The organism is Paenibacillus sanguinis 2301083 = DSM 16941 (assembly GCF_000374825.1).
GTDB lineage: Bacteria > Bacillota > Bacilli > Paenibacillales > Paenibacillaceae > Fontibacillus > Fontibacillus sanguinis.
This window is the reverse complement of record NZ_KB895383.1, coordinates 117,345-131,892: the sequence shown is the minus strand read 5'-3', so window position 1 is coordinate 131,892 and position 14,548 is coordinate 117,345. Positions and strand designations below refer to the sequence as shown.

At 49.1% G+C, this 14,548-nt stretch carries 18 protein-coding genes; 1 reads left to right on the top strand and 17 read right to left on the bottom strand.

What is annotated here, in order from left to right:
* Positions 1 to 17: 17 nt before the first annotated feature.
* On the bottom strand, positions 18 to 656 hold the full coding sequence (locus tag C557_RS0113945; protein ID WP_018752494.1) for a DsbA family oxidoreductase: 639 nt from the start codon (positions 654 to 656) through the stop codon (positions 18 to 20).
* 269 nt (positions 657 to 925) lie between these two features.
* On the opposite strand from C557_RS0113945, the gene C557_RS0113940 reads away from it, so the two are divergent.
* Entirely contained in the window at positions 926 to 1,621 is a 696-nt protein-coding gene (locus C557_RS0113940) for a metal-dependent hydrolase (protein ID WP_018752493.1), read from the top strand.
* Between the two features lie 102 nt (positions 1,622 to 1,723).
* Here the strand turns inward: C557_RS0113940 and C557_RS0113935 are convergent, their stop codons facing one another.
* The 16 genes from C557_RS0113935 to C557_RS0113860 all read right to left on the bottom strand — a co-directional run bounded on the left by C557_RS0113935 (position 1,724) and on the right by C557_RS0113860 (position 14,405).
* Entirely contained in the window at positions 1,724 to 2,962 is a 1,239-nt protein-coding gene (locus C557_RS0113935; RefSeq protein WP_018752492.1) for an MFS transporter, read from the bottom strand.
* 40 nt (positions 2,963 to 3,002) lie between these two features.
* Positions 3,003 to 3,605: a TVP38/TMEM64 family protein gene (locus C557_RS0113930; RefSeq protein ID WP_018752491.1), complete on the bottom strand. Its 603-nt coding sequence runs from the start codon at positions 3,603 to 3,605 to the stop codon at positions 3,003 to 3,005.
* Between the two features lie 20 nt (positions 3,606 to 3,625).
* Positions 3,626 to 4,147: a GNAT family N-acetyltransferase gene (locus tag C557_RS0113925; protein ID WP_018752490.1), complete on the bottom strand. Its 522-nt coding sequence runs from the start codon at positions 4,145 to 4,147 to the stop codon at positions 3,626 to 3,628.
* Positions 4,148 to 4,203: 56 nt separating this feature from the next.
* Positions 4,204 to 4,506, bottom strand: coding sequence for an antibiotic biosynthesis monooxygenase family protein (locus C557_RS0113920; protein WP_018752489.1), 303 nt, complete (start codon positions 4,504 to 4,506; stop codon positions 4,204 to 4,206).
* Between the two features lie 144 nt (positions 4,507 to 4,650).
* Positions 4,651 to 5,448 carry an ABC transporter ATP-binding protein gene (locus tag C557_RS0113915; RefSeq protein WP_018752488.1) on the bottom strand — a complete coding sequence of 266 codons (798 nt, stop codon included), beginning with the start codon at positions 5,446 to 5,448 and terminating at the stop codon, positions 4,651 to 4,653.
* Positions 5,448 to 6,365: an ABC transporter permease gene (locus C557_RS0113910; RefSeq protein WP_018752487.1), complete on the bottom strand. Its 918-nt coding sequence runs from the start codon at positions 6,363 to 6,365 to the stop codon at positions 5,448 to 5,450. The genes C557_RS0113915 and C557_RS0113910 overlap by 1 nt, the downstream gene beginning before the upstream one ends.
* A gap of 34 nt (positions 6,366 to 6,399) precedes the next feature.
* The gene (locus tag C557_RS0113905) at positions 6,400 to 7,470 is read right to left on the bottom strand and encodes an ABC transporter substrate-binding protein (protein ID WP_018752486.1); all 1,071 of its coding nucleotides are present in this window, start codon (positions 7,468 to 7,470) and stop codon (positions 6,400 to 6,402) included.
* A 241-nt stretch (positions 7,471 to 7,711) separates the two neighbouring features.
* Positions 7,712 to 8,215 (bottom strand): metallophosphoesterase family protein, encoded by a 504-nt coding sequence (locus tag C557_RS0113900; protein WP_018752485.1) that lies wholly within the window; start codon positions 8,213 to 8,215, stop codon positions 7,712 to 7,714.
* Positions 8,216 to 8,286: 71 nt separating this feature from the next.
* Positions 8,287 to 9,216, bottom strand: a complete 930-nt coding sequence (locus tag C557_RS0113895) for a coiled-coil domain-containing protein (protein WP_018752484.1) — start codon at positions 9,214 to 9,216, stop codon at positions 8,287 to 8,289.
* 151 nt (positions 9,217 to 9,367) lie between these two features.
* Complete coding sequence (locus C557_RS0113890) at positions 9,368 to 10,249, bottom strand: NAD-dependent epimerase/dehydratase family protein (protein WP_018752483.1); 882 nt, start codon at positions 10,247 to 10,249, stop codon at positions 9,368 to 9,370.
* A 33-nt stretch (positions 10,250 to 10,282) separates the two neighbouring features.
* Positions 10,283 to 10,681: a hypothetical protein gene (locus C557_RS0113885; RefSeq protein ID WP_018752482.1), complete on the bottom strand. Its 399-nt coding sequence runs from the start codon at positions 10,679 to 10,681 to the stop codon at positions 10,283 to 10,285.
* Between the two features lie 18 nt (positions 10,682 to 10,699).
* The gene (locus C557_RS0113880) at positions 10,700 to 10,912 is read right to left on the bottom strand and encodes a hypothetical protein (RefSeq protein ID WP_018752481.1); all 213 of its coding nucleotides are present in this window, start codon (positions 10,910 to 10,912) and stop codon (positions 10,700 to 10,702) included.
* Positions 10,913 to 10,948: 36 nt separating this feature from the next.
* Entirely contained in the window at positions 10,949 to 11,791 is an 843-nt protein-coding gene (locus C557_RS0113875; protein ID WP_018752480.1) for an aldo/keto reductase, read from the bottom strand.
* A gap of 139 nt (positions 11,792 to 11,930) precedes the next feature.
* The gene (locus tag C557_RS0113870) at positions 11,931 to 12,422 is read right to left on the bottom strand and encodes an RNA polymerase sigma factor (protein ID WP_018752479.1); all 492 of its coding nucleotides are present in this window, start codon (positions 12,420 to 12,422) and stop codon (positions 11,931 to 11,933) included.
* Positions 12,423 to 12,622: 200 nt separating this feature from the next.
* Positions 12,623 to 13,714, bottom strand: a complete 1,092-nt coding sequence (locus C557_RS0113865; protein WP_018752478.1) for a sensor histidine kinase — start codon at positions 13,712 to 13,714, stop codon at positions 12,623 to 12,625.
* Positions 13,704 to 14,405, bottom strand: a complete 702-nt coding sequence (locus C557_RS0113860) for a response regulator transcription factor (RefSeq protein ID WP_018752477.1) — start codon at positions 14,403 to 14,405, stop codon at positions 13,704 to 13,706. Before C557_RS0113860 ends, C557_RS0113865 begins: the two co-directional genes overlap by 11 nt.
* Positions 14,406 to 14,548 lie beyond the last annotated feature (143 nt).

The window sequence follows — 14,548 nt, the reverse complement described above, 5'->3', positions numbered from 1 at the left end:
TTTGTATTCTACATTGATCAGGCTTGATCCTCCCAAGCTCGCCGTAAAGCAGCCTGGAAAATTTCGACAGGTTGCGCACCGGACACCGCGAATTTGCCCTTGATTACCACAAAAGGCACCCCACGAATCCCCAGCTTCCTGGCTTCGCTCTCATCTTCACGGACAGCCTCGGCGTAGTCATCCTGTTCCAGCATCGCTTTAACCATATGGCCGGCCAACCCCGTTTCCTCGGCTAAATTCTGCAATACCCCATGGTCACCGATATGTAGTGAATCTGTAAAATAAGCGCGAAATAATCGTTCGCTCATTTCCTTGGCTTTGCCATGCTCGGCCGCATAATGCATCAAACGGTGAGCGTCAAATGTATTGGTGGGAATCATCGTATCGAAATGATAACTTAACCCTTCCGCCTTGGCCTGCTGGGCCACATTTTGATTGGATTCCTGGGCCTGCTGCAGGCTTAGTCCGTACTTGACGGCCAGCAGCTCATAAATACTTGATTCCGAGTCTCGCGGAGCTCCCGGATCCAGTTCGAAGCTGCGATAATTAACCTCTACCTCATCACGATGCTCAAATGCATCCAGGGCTTTCTCCAAACGGCGCTTGCCGATGTAGCAAAACGGGCAAGCAAAGTCCGACCAAATCTCAATCCTCATCGTTCATTCCTCCTAAACCATGAGCCCACAAACTAAAGACTCAAATTCCATAATAACCCTTCCTTTTCCTTGAAGCAACATCCCCTTCATATATCTCTTTATCATTACCCCTACCCCATAGCTTCAACCATGCCGGAGAGTACCGTACTTCCACATCATATGGCATTCCGGAACAATTATGCGCTGCAAAGCAAGCTTAAATGTGACTTGAATTCGTGGACAAGCTATAATGATAATGGATCAATTCAATCTAACAAGAGGTGAATGGGATGAAGATAACGTATTTGGGACACTCCTGCGTCCATGTGGATACCGGCAATTTCCAACTGATTATCGATCCGTTCCTTACGGGCAACCCCGTAGCCGGAGCCGCGGCGAAGGACATTAAAGCAGATTTTGTCCTGCTTACCCATGGGCACTCCGATCATGTCGGAGATGCCGAAAGCATCGCAAGACGGAACAATGCTCCTATTCTTGCCATCGTCGAGTTGGCGGATTATTTGGCCGCCTCTGGTCTGGAGACGGTGGGTATGAACCTGGGCGGTTCACGCGAGTTCCCATTCGGAAAAATCAAATGGGTGCCTGCCCTGCATAGCACCTCTATCCATCAAGACGGAGTTAATTTGTATCTGGGGGTTGCTGCCGGTATTGTGCTTGAAATTGATGAATTGGTCCTGTATCATGCCGGAGATACGGCTTTATTCAGTGACATGAAGCTGGTCGGGATGCGTCGCCCGGTAGATTTAGCATTTCTGCCTATCGGCGATCACTTTACCATGGGACCAGAGGATGCATTAACGGCAGCCGAATGGATCGGAGCCAAGCATGTCGTTCCTGTGCATTACGACACCTTTGATGCCATTACCCAAGACAGCAGCCAATTCAAAGACAAGCTATATCATATCGGTATTCAGGGCCATGCTTTGAAGCCAGGTGAGCAATTAGACACCGAAACCTGGACTTAACAGGCAGATGAACGAAGTAATCATTGAAAGCCACAAGCCTCCAGGCCTAATCTGATGAATTCAGATTGAGCCGGAGGCTTGGTTGCCTGATAGAATGAAATATCAGTCGGCCAATTCCTTCCCTTTCGTCTCCACACCGAGGAAGAAGACTGCTATCGCACCTACCAGCACGGTAATAAAGAACATCCAGAAAATACTACCAATCGCCACTTGTCGAGCAACGAGCAAGCCGACCAGATAAGGCGCGATGATGCCCCCGATACGGCCAAAGGAAGCCGCAAGTCCAACCCCTGTGGACCGAACCTTTGTCGGGTATAATTCTGGTGTGTAGGCGTACATGCCACCCCAAGCGCCCAAATTAAAGAAGGACAGGCAGATGCCTGAAGCCAGCAGCATCCCTTCGGTAGCAGCATTTCCAAACCACGCGGCGCTTGCCGCCGTAAGCAACAGGTAGAGCACTAGCACAAACTTTCGGCCAAATTTCTCAATAAAATAAGCGGCTGTGAAATAGCCGGGCAATTGGGCAAGTGTCATAATCAGCACATACCCGAAGCTCTTTACCAAGCTGAACCCTTTAAGGACCATCACGGAAGGCAACCACAAAAACATGCCGTAATAGGAAAAGACCACGGTGAACCAGAGAATCCACAACATGATCGTAGAGCGGCGATACGGGCCTGTCCAGACGGAACGGAAGCGATCCAGAAAGGATAAGCCTCTCCCTTCGCTCGTGGCGGCTTGTTTCTTGAAGCGTGGTGGATCTTGTATCGACTTGCGCAAGTACAAGGCATAGAGTGCCGGGGTGGCACCAATCAGGAAAGCGGCCTGCCAGCCGTAATTCGGGATGACAAAATAAGAAATCAATGCGGAAGCGATCCAACCCGCAGCCCAGAAGCTCTCCAGCAAGACAACGGCTCTGCCGCGCTCCTTGGCCGGTACGGATTCGGACACCAGTGTCGATGCTACTGGCAGTTCTCCCCCCAAGCCGAAGCCGGCAATAAAACGGAGTATGCACAAAACGGCAAAGCTCGTGGCCGCAGCCGATAATCCGCTGGCGATGGAGAAGATCAGCAGTGTCCAGAGCAGGACGGATTTTCTTCCATACTTATCGGCCATATATCCCGCAATCGCAGCCCCGAAGGCCATTCCGAGCGAATTGACGGCTGTAAAGAAGCCGGTTTGTTCTGGAGTCAAGCTCCACTCCACTGCCAAGGCAGCGGCGATAAATGAAATGATGCCGACATCCATGGCATCGAACATCCAGCTTAGTCCAGCGCTGAAGAGCAGCTTGCGCTGCTTGGGAGCAGGAGCTGTGATGCTGTTAGTTTCATTGGCTTTCAAGTAAAATTCCTCCCGGAAATGCGATTTTCTTTTTATCTTATCAAGCCTTGTGCTCTTTATTCGTCATCATGCGCTGTCTGATGATAAAGACGATGCCAAGCACTAGCAGAAATAGGACGTAGGACAAGACCAGTTCACTCAAATTGACGCCCGGAAATACGATGGGCGCACTGATCAAGCCAAACAACCAAATGCTCGATAGATTGCCGACCATATTGGACCATGCATAGGACCTCAGCTTGAGGTTTGAGATCGCCGACATGAAGGAAATAATATTATTGGGCACAATTGGAATCGTGCGCAGGAAGATAACAGCCCAAACACCGTAGCGGTCCAGCCCCTTTTGCCATTTTTCGTATTTCCTCAGCTTGTTCATCCATTTACGGTTAAACCAATCGGTGAACCAGTATCTGCACAATAAATAAACGATCAAGCCAGCCAAGGTTCCCGCTATCCAACTGGCAAGCAGCCCCTCCACAATGCCCAGCAAGGAAATATGCAGCAGCACCAGTGTAGCGAATGGAAAGAAGCCGAACAGGCCCTGAATGACCGCGAGCGGGATCGTTAATAACAGAACAGAATAACCGTCCAGGGAAGTTGCAGTCAAAAACCAGTCCGTGATTTGTCCAATCCATTCACTCAAATTGTCCGTTCTCCATTCGCTTAAGATCTATTGCCAACCCGCTTGCCTAAAATTACAAGATCCCTTTCTACCCCGTCCAAACTTGCTACTTGCGGAAGATTCCCCCATCGCTCAAAGCCATGCTTGAGCAACAAGCCGAGGCTGGGTTCATTATGAGCGAACACAAATCCAAGCAGCGTCTTCACTCCTAGCCTTGGACAAGATTCAAAGACCCGGTTCAGCAAAATACTGCCAAGCCCCTGGCCACGCCAGGCTTCGCTGATATAAATGCTTATCTCCACAGTAGCCGCATAAGCCGGCCGGCCATAAAAGGATTGAAGGCTAAGCCAGGCAATGACCTTGCCTTCATAACGCATGACCCACAATGGACGTGAATCCGGGGAGTGCTCGGCAAACCACTCCAATCTGTCATTCACCGTGATTGGCTCCAAGTCTGCGGTGACACTTCGGCTGGCAATCGTTTCGTTGTAAATATCTACAATAGCCGTCAAATCCTTTAAGCTCGCATCTTCAATCGTGTAATCAAAATCAATTCTTATCATTTATGACCTGACCCTTCATGTTAACAGAGTATACATATTCACACTTATCTTAATCCCTACGATAGTTCATGGCGAATCTGCACGTAATGCTCGACGGTTGGGAAAGGATGATAGAAATGATGCAGCAGTGCCTTCCATTCCTGATACTCTGGAGACTGCCGAAAGCCAATCTCATGTGCGGCAATCGACTCCCAGTGGACTAACAGCATATATTTGTTCTCAACCTCCACGCATTTATGCAATTCGTGGCGAATATAACCGCTCATGCCGCTAATAATCTTTGAAGCCTGACGGAAGCTGCTTTCAAATTCATTGATCATACCGGGCTTTACCTGCAACTGGGCGACCTCAAGAATCAATCGTCTTCTCCCCTTTCTGTTCAACTGATTATAGCATGGACCTCAGGCTTTATGAATGCAAAAACTAGCGCAACCAACGTATAAAAAAAGCGTGGCCGAGGGGAAATTGCTTTTCCTTCAGCCTACGCTTTTCTATTTGCATAGCTATCCACCCAGCACAACGCGGTCATCAGCGAGCTTCCGACCACTGATGCGCTCAAACTCGCCAAGCAGCTGCTCCATGGTCAGGTCGCGCTTGCGAGTTGCATCTACGTCCAGAATGATGCGTCCGCCATCCATCATGATCAGGCGATTGCCAAGGCGAATGGCCTGCTCCATGTTATGAGTGACCATCAGCGTCGTCAGATGCAATTCATTGACAATATTCTGCGTCAGCTTGGTCACTAGCTCTGCTCTAGCCGGGTCCAATGCTGCCGTATGCTCGTCAAGCAGCAGGATCTGCGGCTCCGTAAACGTAGCCATCAGCAAGCTAAGCGCTTGACGCTCTCCGCCGGACAAGCTGCCGACCTTGGCGCGCAGTCTGTTCTCCAATCCAATGCCAAGCCTGCCGAGCTCTTCCTTGAATTGACCCCGACGCCTGGAGGAAACACCGAAGCGCAGCGAACGCCGCTTGCCCCGAGAATAAGCCATCGCCAAGTTCTCTTCTATTGTCATATGCGGAGCGGTTCCGGCCATCGGATCCTGGAATACACGGCCGATCCAGCGGCTGCGCTGATGCTCCGGCAAATAGCCGATATCCTCGCCTCCGATCCGAACCTCTCCGGCGTCAGGTTTAATCACGCCGGAGATCATGTTCATCAGCGTCGACTTGCCAGCCCCATTACTCCCGATGACCGTAACAAAATCGCCAGGCGCCAGATGTAAGCTTACATTAATCAAAGCAATCTTCTCATCCGGTGTCCCCGGATGAAACAGCTTGGATACGCGGGATAGCTGTAGCATTACAATCCACCTCCCACGGTTTGCCGCTCGGCAGCAATCTGAGCAAGCTCATCGGCGCGTCGCTGGGCCTGCTTCTTCTGCTTCCATGAACGCTGTACAGTAGGAAGCACCAATGCGATGATCACAATGACCGCTGTAATGAGCTTCAGATCGGTTTGCTCCAACCATTCCACACGCAAGGCCATCGCTACCACCAGCCGATACACAATGGAGCCCAGCACGGCGGCTAGCGTAGCCCAAAATACTGTGCGCGCCCCAAAGATGGCCTCCCCTATAATGACTGAGGCCAGTCCTATGACGATCATGCCGATCCCCGAGGAGATATCCGCAAAGCCAGACTGCTGTGCAATTAAGGCTCCAGACAAGGCGACAAGCCCGTTGGAGAGGCTGAGCCCGATAATAATGGTAACGTCAGTGTTCGCCCCGAAGCTGCGAATCATACGCTTGTTATCGCCTGTGGCCCGTAAAGCGAGCCCCCACTCCGTGCGGAAGAACAGATCGAGCAGCAGCTTGATGGCGATAACGACAAAGGGCATAAACCATAATGGGGATAGCGAGCTAAACAAAGTCGTCTCTCCCAGCAAGGCAACGTTCGGCTTGCCCATAATACGCATATTGATGGAATACAAAGCGATCATCATCAATATCCCGGAGAGCAAGCCGTTTATGCGTCCCTTGGTATGAATAATTCCGGTGATGCTTCCCGCTACCAGCCCGCCGCAGAAAGCAGCAGCCGTAGCCATCCACGGGGAGAAGCCGCCCGTAATCATCACAGCGGCAATTGCTCCACCGGTTGTAAAGCTGCCGTCTACCGTCAGATCCGGGAAATCCAGAATCCGAAACGTAATGTAGACGCCAAGCGCCATCAGCGCATAAAGCAGGCCGGATTCCAAAGCTCCGAGCAGCGAGTTTATCATGATAGTTCCTCCTCCAGATGTGGAGATTTTCTGTCTATTCGAGCACGTTGTTTTCCTTATCGATCACTTCGTCCCTCATGGCGTCAGTCACCTCTATGCCTTGCTCCGCAGCCGCTTTGAGGTTCAAAATCAGATCCAGCTTATCAGGTACTGTCACCTTCAAATCGCCAACCTGTTTGCCATTTTTCAAGACCTCTACAGCCATTTCTCCGACTTGATAGCCATGATCGTAATATTTGAAGCCCACAGTAGCAAATGCACCGTGCTCTACGGTATCGCGATCGCTGGAGAAAAACGGCAAATCATTGTTATTCGCAACCTGAATGATGGTGCTGACTGCTTCAACTACGGTATTATCCAGCGTGATGTATAGCGCATCTACGCGTCCTACCAATGACTCAGCCGCTTGCTTCACTTCTGACGTATTGGTTACTGAGGCCTTGACCAGCTTGATGCCATGGGCTTCTAACGCTTTCTCCGCATGGCTGGCCATGATTACAGCATTAGGCTCCCCTTGATTCAACACCAAGCCTACCGATTTTACCTCTGTAAAGTGGGTTGCAATAAAATTCATGAGCTTGGTAATGGCTTCAGGATTCGTATCGGAGGCACCGGAAATATTGCCGCCTGGCCGATCCAGATTATCAACCAGCTTCGCATCGAGCGGGTCGGTAACAGCCGCGAACAAAATTGGCGAGTTCTTGACCTGTTGGGCAACAGCTTGCGCCGGGGGCGTTGCAATAGCAAGCACCAGATCATAAGGCTCGCCAGCAATCTTCTGAGCAATAGTCGTATTGTTTGTCGTATCTCCCTGTGCATTGTTGTAATCAAGCTTCAGGTTCTCGCCTTCGACAATGCCTGCGTCCTTCAAGGCCGCTAGGAAGCCTTCACGAGTCGCATCCAATGAAGGGTGCTCAACGATTTGCGATATGGCGATCTTATAGGAACCCTTGGCCGCATTCGCCTCTTCCCCAGATTCTTCACTTTGCGCCTGCCCGGTAGTTCCAGTGTTGGCGCCTCCGGAATTGGCATTATTGCTGCCGCAGCCTGCAATACTTAATATCATTAATGATAATAGTACAAGCCATCCCCATTTTTTCTTCATCCCTATTCCCCTTCTCTCTTCATAAAATAGTGATCCCCGCATAGTCTGGGCTGTAAAGCACGATCCGATTAACGCTTTCATAGATAAAAGTAATAAAGCGTTCACGGACACGTATACAACTTGTGCGGACGGGAAGTATTATTCCTATATTAAATGGTGGTCAATTATCCGTCAACAACAAAAGAAACCCGCTTATGCGAGTCTCCTGCTAAAAATAATTCCACAATCAAGTTTGAACGGCTCACTTGCCGCTAAAGTAAATATGCTTGGCCTGCAGGCCTTGCTCGGTCAGTTCCAGCAGACCAAAGCTATATTTAGGCTCACGCCGCTTATCTGTGGGGGAACCAGGGTTGAACCAGAGCACTCCCCCACTTTCGCTTATATGCGGTTGGTGAGAATGGCCAAACAGCACCGCATGCACCGGCTGACCCGCAAAGGTCCGCTGAGCGTTCTCTCTGGCTCCATAACCTCCGCCCGGTAAATGACCGTGCGTTAAGCCAATGCGATATCCGCCCAGCTCCAGAATCTTGTGGTTCCCGAATCGCCTAACAATGTCGGATGGATCATTATTGCCCGCTACCCCGTCCACCGGGGCCAATGCCTTAAGCTGCTCCCATACGTCCAGTGAGACCCAGTCTCCAAGATGTAGGATCAAATCACAGGCCTTGAAGCTTTGAAGCAGCTTGGGCGGAAGCCCCGCACCACGGCGTGGCATATGGGTATCGGAAACTACGCCTATACGCATACTATGTACCTCCATTTCAGCGAAGGACGCCTGTATTCAGACGCCTCCGGCATCCTGATCATTGCCGCTTATTAACGATAATTTTCCACCATTTGCACATATTTACGGTTCACTTGCGACCATTCGGCTTCCAGCTTGCGCATAGCAGCCTCCAGCTCCCGTACTACCTGGCTCACAGCCTTATCATTGGCCTGAACCTGACCGAGCAAATCATGAATTTGTCCTTGTACAAGCCAATCGACAATAAGTCCGTCAAAGAAATAATCCGAGAATTTAAGCAAATCAGAAATGACCATTCCCCCGGGCAGGGTTTCTCCTACATCACGAAGCTCCCGTTCAAAGCGCTTCAAGCTATGTTGAGCTAAATTGATACTATGCATCGCTTCATCGATATGGCTATGCTTAATATGCGTTGAGATCATTCCCCCGCCCAGCATGTCGTAAGTGCCCCAGTTTTTAGCGGAATGCAAACTGTCAGCCGCCGCATTCAAATCATGCAGTACGGACTGTCCGGCCTGCAGAGCCTCTTGAACCTCTTTCATCTGCACAGTGAGCAAAGCTTCATACTCAGCCAATTCCCGAAGCTCTCCATCTTGCTCCAGAATCTGCTTCTCCTTGGCCTGAAATACACGCTCGTAATCATTTTTCCAACCGCTGGTCTGCAGCAACTTCCGCTCTAGTCCCGATACTTGCTCCTTCATATGATGAACAGCTGCTTCGGCCGCGTCAAACCTCACCTTTACCTCAAGCGCCTCACGCTGCTCCCGATCCAGCTTCTCTGCTTTGTTCCCCAGCAAGGTGGCTATCAAGTTGGACAAGGACATAGAGGACAACCTTTGCACATCCTCCTCTTCAGAGGATAATCTTCGCTGCCAGCGGTCACGATCAGCTTGCAGGTCGGTCAGTTCCTCCCTGAGTCCCTTTAGCTGACGCTCCCACTTCTTTTGATTGCGTTCCTGCTCCTTAATGTCTGCCATCCGTACATTCAAATCCTCAAACATCCCGTCTCCCCCTTATACTGTTCCGCTCTAAGTCTTCGATACTAATAGCTAAGTTATATTACGAAATGGTTAGCCCGGAGTTTCAGGAGCCACAGGTGATAGGATGTGTCTAATGTGCTTTAGAATGACTTGTTTGCCGAGTTGTAAATGCCTACTGTTTTGCTGCAATCGCTCTAACCAGATCAGGGAGCCAATCGTCCAAAGCTTCAAATCGGTATCCGGCTTCCATTGCCTTTGTATGATCCATTATCCAGGATGATGAGATACCGAATGGTGACTGATTCGCTTGAGCCGTCTCTTCTTGAATGATAGCCTGTTTCCCTGTGGCTTCCTCAATCAGCCCCAGCAATTGTCGGATCGTAATCTCCCCAATGGAGCAGGCGTTAATCGGACCTGTAATTGCCGAGTCCCTCAGCCAATTCAAGAAATTTGCCGCTTCCGCTGAATGAATAAAGGATATCGCTGCCTCTGGATTCGGTAAGCCGATGGGCGTTCCTTGCCGGACTCGATCAATGTGGAACTGCAGCCTTTGTGTGTAATCATCTGGCCCAAGCACAATGGGGATACGCATGGCGGCCACCGGAAAATCAGCATATTGGAAGAAAGCCGCCTCTACCTGCCTTTTCCCTTCACCATAATCCAGCGTCAGCTGACTATCGGTATTAAATCCATAACGATATGGATCAAAGTCAGTCTCTGTCAGCGGGACCTTGCCGAGGTTATAAACCGATAAGGTAGAAGTCAATATATATCTCTTGACCTTCCCTTTAAAAATTCGAATGGCTGATAGTGCCTCCCTTGGCAGGAAACAAATATTATCATAGATAATGTCCCATGTCTCACTTCCTACAGCGGCCTGCAGCGCGCTTTCGTCTGTGCGATCAACCCGTAAGTGCCGAACAGGTCCCTCCAATTGGAGTTCCGCCTGCCCGCGAGTTATCACGGTAATGTCATGTCTTCCCTGCTGAATGAGCAGGTTGACCAGTCTTTTGCCAAAATACCGTGAGCCACCAAACACTAATATTTTTGCCATATGTCTATACTCTCCTTAATCCGATCGACTCGGTTATCTGGTAGTAAACAGGCTCTTAACCAAGGAGTATCCACTCAGCATGCCGAGGAAGAAAAATTGCGGTTCGTGAATGAGCTGATAGTAGCCAGCGATGTAAATCTGCTTCACATAAATCGTAATGATCGGGTAGATCATGAGCAGAAAGCTGGGAATAAACACAAAGGTCAGCAATGGCCTGTGAAATTTCCTGCGATTAGGCACCCCGTTCATACAGCTTAAATACAAACCAAATACAAAAGCATAAACAATCTCCCCGATCAGAGTATAATCCATTCGATAAAAGGTTTGCGTTTTTTGCTCCATCATGCCGAGGAACTTACCGCCGTAGTACAACAGCAACAACGCTCCCAGCAGCCAGACAAAGTAATAAAAATAGCCCTTCGAACTCTTCATGCATTCAACTCTCCCTGTTCATATATGTAGACTAAGGCACTTCATTTTACCACGAAATGCCCAACCGGTATGTCCATAGGTTAACGTTAAAGATTCACGCAATACCGGAAATAAAGCAGGAATGGCTGACTGCATCGTATCATTAAGTAAATGAACCAGGCTGATAGCAAACAAAATCGGATATACGGTTACAGCGGAAGCGGCCGGTTTGACGGCAGTTGATTGATTCATCTGTACCTCTCTCTTTTCGATGGCTTGCACCGTTGCCTAGAAATTGAAATTGTCGGGATCCGATCCGAAACGCTGGTTGCGGTTCAGCCCGTCAATAGCTTCCATATCCTCCGACGTTAGCGTGAAATCGAAAATATTCGCATTCTGGGCGATTCTCGCCTCATGAACTGATTTGGGAATCGTGACGATCTGTGATTGCAAATCCCAGCGTAAAATAACTTGAGCCGCCGTCTTATTATATCTGCTGGCTATAGTCTTTATCGTGTCATGATCCAGCAGATTGCCCTGTCCAAGCGGAGACCAGGCTTCCACCTGAATGCCTTTGTCCTGGCAATAAGTCCGCAATTCCTTCTGGGTCAAATAAGGATGCAATTCGATTTGATTCACAGCAGGGACCACCTTGGCTTCTTCCAACAAGTCCTCCAGATGATGCACCTGAAAGTTGCTGACTCCGATCGCCCGTACCTTGCCCTCTGCGTACACCTTTTCCAGCGCTCTCCACGTATCTTTATACTTCTCTTTCACTGGCCAGTGTATAAGGAACAAGTCCAAATAGTCTACCTGCAATCGTTCCAGACTCTCGTGAAAAGAGGTCAATGTGGCTTCATACCCCTGATGAGAATTCCAGACCTTGGAGGTAATGAACAAATCCTCCCGCTGGAGATTATTCTCCTGAAGCGCTTCCCGCACCGCTTGTCCCACGCCCTCTTCATTGCGATAAGCCGAGGCCGTATCAATACTGCGATACCCTTTCCGAATCGCCGCTTTAACAGCTTGCACCACTTCCTGTCCTTCCTTGGCCAAATAAACGCCAAGTCCTAACCAGGGCATTTGAATGCCATTATTCAAAGTAACAGTATCCTGCAAATGATTTGCCATTCCCAGTTCCTCCTTATACGTGATTGCCTTTTTTTGGCATCCGGTATTCTTCCCCTACATCCTACATCAAATAAGCCAAAAAGAACAGATCACGCCAAAAAGGCCGCCCTCAGGCAGCCATGATATATATGCTACAGAATTAAGCCGTTTCTTTGTTGCGACGCAGCTTTTGGCGAGCCCGGTAGAGCAGAATTTTAAAATGGGATAAAGATATGCCCATCAGGTCAGCCGACTCCTGATAAGAAAAGCCATGCACATTATAGAGCAGCACCGCATGCTGCTGCTTGGGCTGAAGCTGGGATAACATTGCATACAATTCTCGCTCATTCTCCTGGCACAAGATGGATTTCTCCGGCGTGTCGTCGCTGGCATAGCGGTAGAAGAACTCATTCTCGTAAGACGAAGAGCGGCTCTCCTTGCGCAATGTGTCTATGTAAGCATTGTGGGCAACACGCAACAACCATGCCTTGGCACGCTTCCCCTCCCCCTCTTCCAGGTGCTTGAGCGCCCGACAGAAGGTCTCCTGCATCAAGTCCTCAGCGGTATGCAAATTCCGGCACATACTGTATAAATATCGAAATACGTCATTTTTATATTCGCGATAAAGCAGATCCATGGATCGTGTATTCATGATTTATACCTCACTTTCTCCAACCTCGCAGCCAAGTTATCTTTTTCTGTATGAGTTCATTATGACGGACAGAGTTTGCATCCCGGCTAAGAAATTATTAAGTTTTCCTTAAGAAATTTATTCAATTTCTTAAGGAAAAGAGACGACTTTCGGCGTCTCTTTGAGTTGCAATCATGATGTTGTTGTAAATTCTAGCTGATTCAAGCTCCATCCCTGTATAGCCGGACGATAAAGGCTGTGCGAAATTCATTGCTCTCGACGCCGATGGCTCCTTGATGCAGGTTAACGATATGCTTGGCAATGGCAAGTCCAATTCCGGAACCCCCGCTATGAACAGTACGCGATTTCTCCACCCGGTAGAAGCGATCAAAGAGGTGGGGGTGGTCTGCCGCCGGAATGGGTTCTCCGTAATTGACAATCTCGGTGACAACTTCGTTCCCTTCCTCCCAGCCCCGAATGTCAATGTATCTGCCTTCCTGACCATAACGAATAGCATTCGTAATTAAATTCTCGTAAACCCTTCTGAGTTTGTCGCCATCTGCCTGGACCATCAGCGGCCCTTGCAGGTAAATGCGAAACTCCATACCATTCTCCTGCATTTGCCAACCAAAGTGAGCAGAGATTTGATACAGCATTTCAGCCAGGTTGATCCGCGTTTTGTCCAGCTTCATTTCTTTGTTCTGCATTCGTGTATACTCGAATAAATCCTGAAGCAATTGCTTTAAACGAAGTGATTCTTCGTAGGCCATATTAACGTAATAACGCAATTCAACCTCATCCCGGTAACGATCCTGTTCAATCAGACCCAAATAACCTGTAATGGAGGTTAGCGGAGTACGCAGGTCGTGGGAGACGTTCGTAATCAGTTCATTTTTGGTCTGCTCCGCCCGCCGCTCCTCTTCCATTGAGGTGCGAAGCCGCTCAACCATTCGATTGATATCGGTGGCAAGCTGGCCTAATTGCCCCACATTCTCCACCGGTATTTTACGAACCGAGCCATCTTCAATCTTGTGCACTTCTTCAATCAATAACTCGAGATACTTCTTCTCGTGGCGGCGTATGCCCCGGCGATAGAAATACAAGGAGAACAGCAGAATAATGGGCACACCCATCAGGTAGTAGGCTAACGGAAACCCGATGTTCCGATTGATCCATAATACGACGGTGTAGAAGCTTAAACTGGGAAACACGACATAAAACAGCCGTGCCAGCAAAATAAGCAAAAACAGCGATATCAAAGAAGCGATAACCGTCCAGAACAGCCAGGCCAAAAAGCGTAAGCTAGCTTTCAAGTTTGTAGCCGACCCCCCATACGGTGCGAATCAACTTCTCCCCATCCATTTCCTTCTCCAGCTTGTCCCGCAGGCGGCTGATATGGACCGTGACGGAATTGCCGCTGTCCAGGTACTTGTCCTTCCAGATCAACTCGAATATCTCCTCCGAGCCAAATACCCGCCCGGGGTGGCTGGCCAGAAGATGCAAAATGCCAAACTCAATGGGCGTTAGCTTCAACGGATTTCCGTCTACCGTCGCTGTATGCGTTTCCTTGTCAATTTGCAGCGAAGCCAGCCTGATTATATTTTCTTGAGCTCCTTGAGACGGCTGCGGCTGGGTTGCATATGAGGAGCGCCGCAGCAGCGATTTGACCCGGGCTACAAGCTCCAATGGATTGAAGGGCTTCACCATATAATCATCCGCGCCGGTCATCAGTCCGGTGATCTTGTCCATATCTCCATCCTTGGCGCTAAGCATCAGAATCGGGGTCGTTCTTGTCTCGCGAATCTTCATACATACCGAGATGCCATCCAAGCCAGGGAGCATCACGTCAAGAATAACTAAATCGATCTCATCGTTATCGGTAATCTCCAGCGCTCGCAGGCCATTGACAGCTTTCACCACGGTATATCCTTCATTCACCAAGTATATTTCGATCAGCTTTGCTATTTTATCATCATCATCAACAATCAGAATCCGTTTACTCATCCACCTAATCATCCTTTATTTGAGCTGGGTATACATCAAACACAGTAACATCATACCATGTCTTTTACTTCCAATGACAAATAAAAGGTTACAAAATCCAACCATAATATATTACAAATTTTCCACTTCTACATGAATAACAT

Excerpts from the sequence above, each read along its gene's own strand:
- C557_RS0113890 (WP_018752483.1), bottom strand. The coding sequence starts at position 10,249 with ATGGCAAAAATATTAGTGTTTGGTGGCTCACGGTATTTTGGCAAAAGA.
- C557_RS0113895 (WP_018752484.1), bottom strand. The coding sequence starts at position 9,216 with ATGTTTGAGGATTTGAATGTACGGATGGCAGACATTAAGGAGCAGGAA.
- C557_RS0113870 (WP_018752479.1), bottom strand. The coding sequence starts at position 12,422 with ATGAATACACGATCCATGGATCTGCTTTATCGCGAATATAAAAATGAC.
- C557_RS0113925 (WP_018752490.1), bottom strand. The coding sequence starts at position 4,147 with ATGATAAGAATTGATTTTGATTACACGATTGAAGATGCGAGCTTAAAG.
- C557_RS0113875 (WP_018752480.1), bottom strand. The coding sequence starts at position 11,791 with ATGGCAAATCATTTGCAGGATACTGTTACTTTGAATAATGGCATTCAA.
- C557_RS0113915 (WP_018752488.1), bottom strand. The coding sequence starts at position 5,448 with ATGCTACAGCTATCCCGCGTATCCAAGCTGTTTCATCCGGGGACACCG.
- C557_RS0113900 (WP_018752485.1), bottom strand. The coding sequence starts at position 8,215 with ATGCGTATAGGCGTAGTTTCCGATACCCATATGCCACGCCGTGGTGCG.
- C557_RS0113940 (WP_018752493.1), top strand. The coding sequence starts at position 926 with ATGAAGATAACGTATTTGGGACACTCCTGCGTCCATGTGGATACCGGC.
- C557_RS0113905 (WP_018752486.1), bottom strand. The coding sequence starts at position 7,470 with ATGAAGAAAAAATGGGGATGGCTTGTACTATTATCATTAATGATATTA.
- C557_RS0113880 (WP_018752481.1), bottom strand. The coding sequence starts at position 10,912 with ATGAATCAATCAACTGCCGTCAAACCGGCCGCTTCCGCTGTAACCGTA.
- C557_RS0113910 (WP_018752487.1), bottom strand. The coding sequence starts at position 6,365 with ATGATAAACTCGCTGCTCGGAGCTTTGGAATCCGGCCTGCTTTATGCG.
- C557_RS0113945 (WP_018752494.1), bottom strand. The coding sequence starts at position 656 with ATGAGGATTGAGATTTGGTCGGACTTTGCTTGCCCGTTTTGCTACATC.
- C557_RS0113860 (WP_018752477.1), bottom strand. The coding sequence starts at position 14,405 with ATGAGTAAACGGATTCTGATTGTTGATGATGATGATAAAATAGCAAAG.
- C557_RS0113885 (WP_018752482.1), bottom strand. The coding sequence starts at position 10,681 with ATGAAGAGTTCGAAGGGCTATTTTTATTACTTTGTCTGGCTGCTGGGA.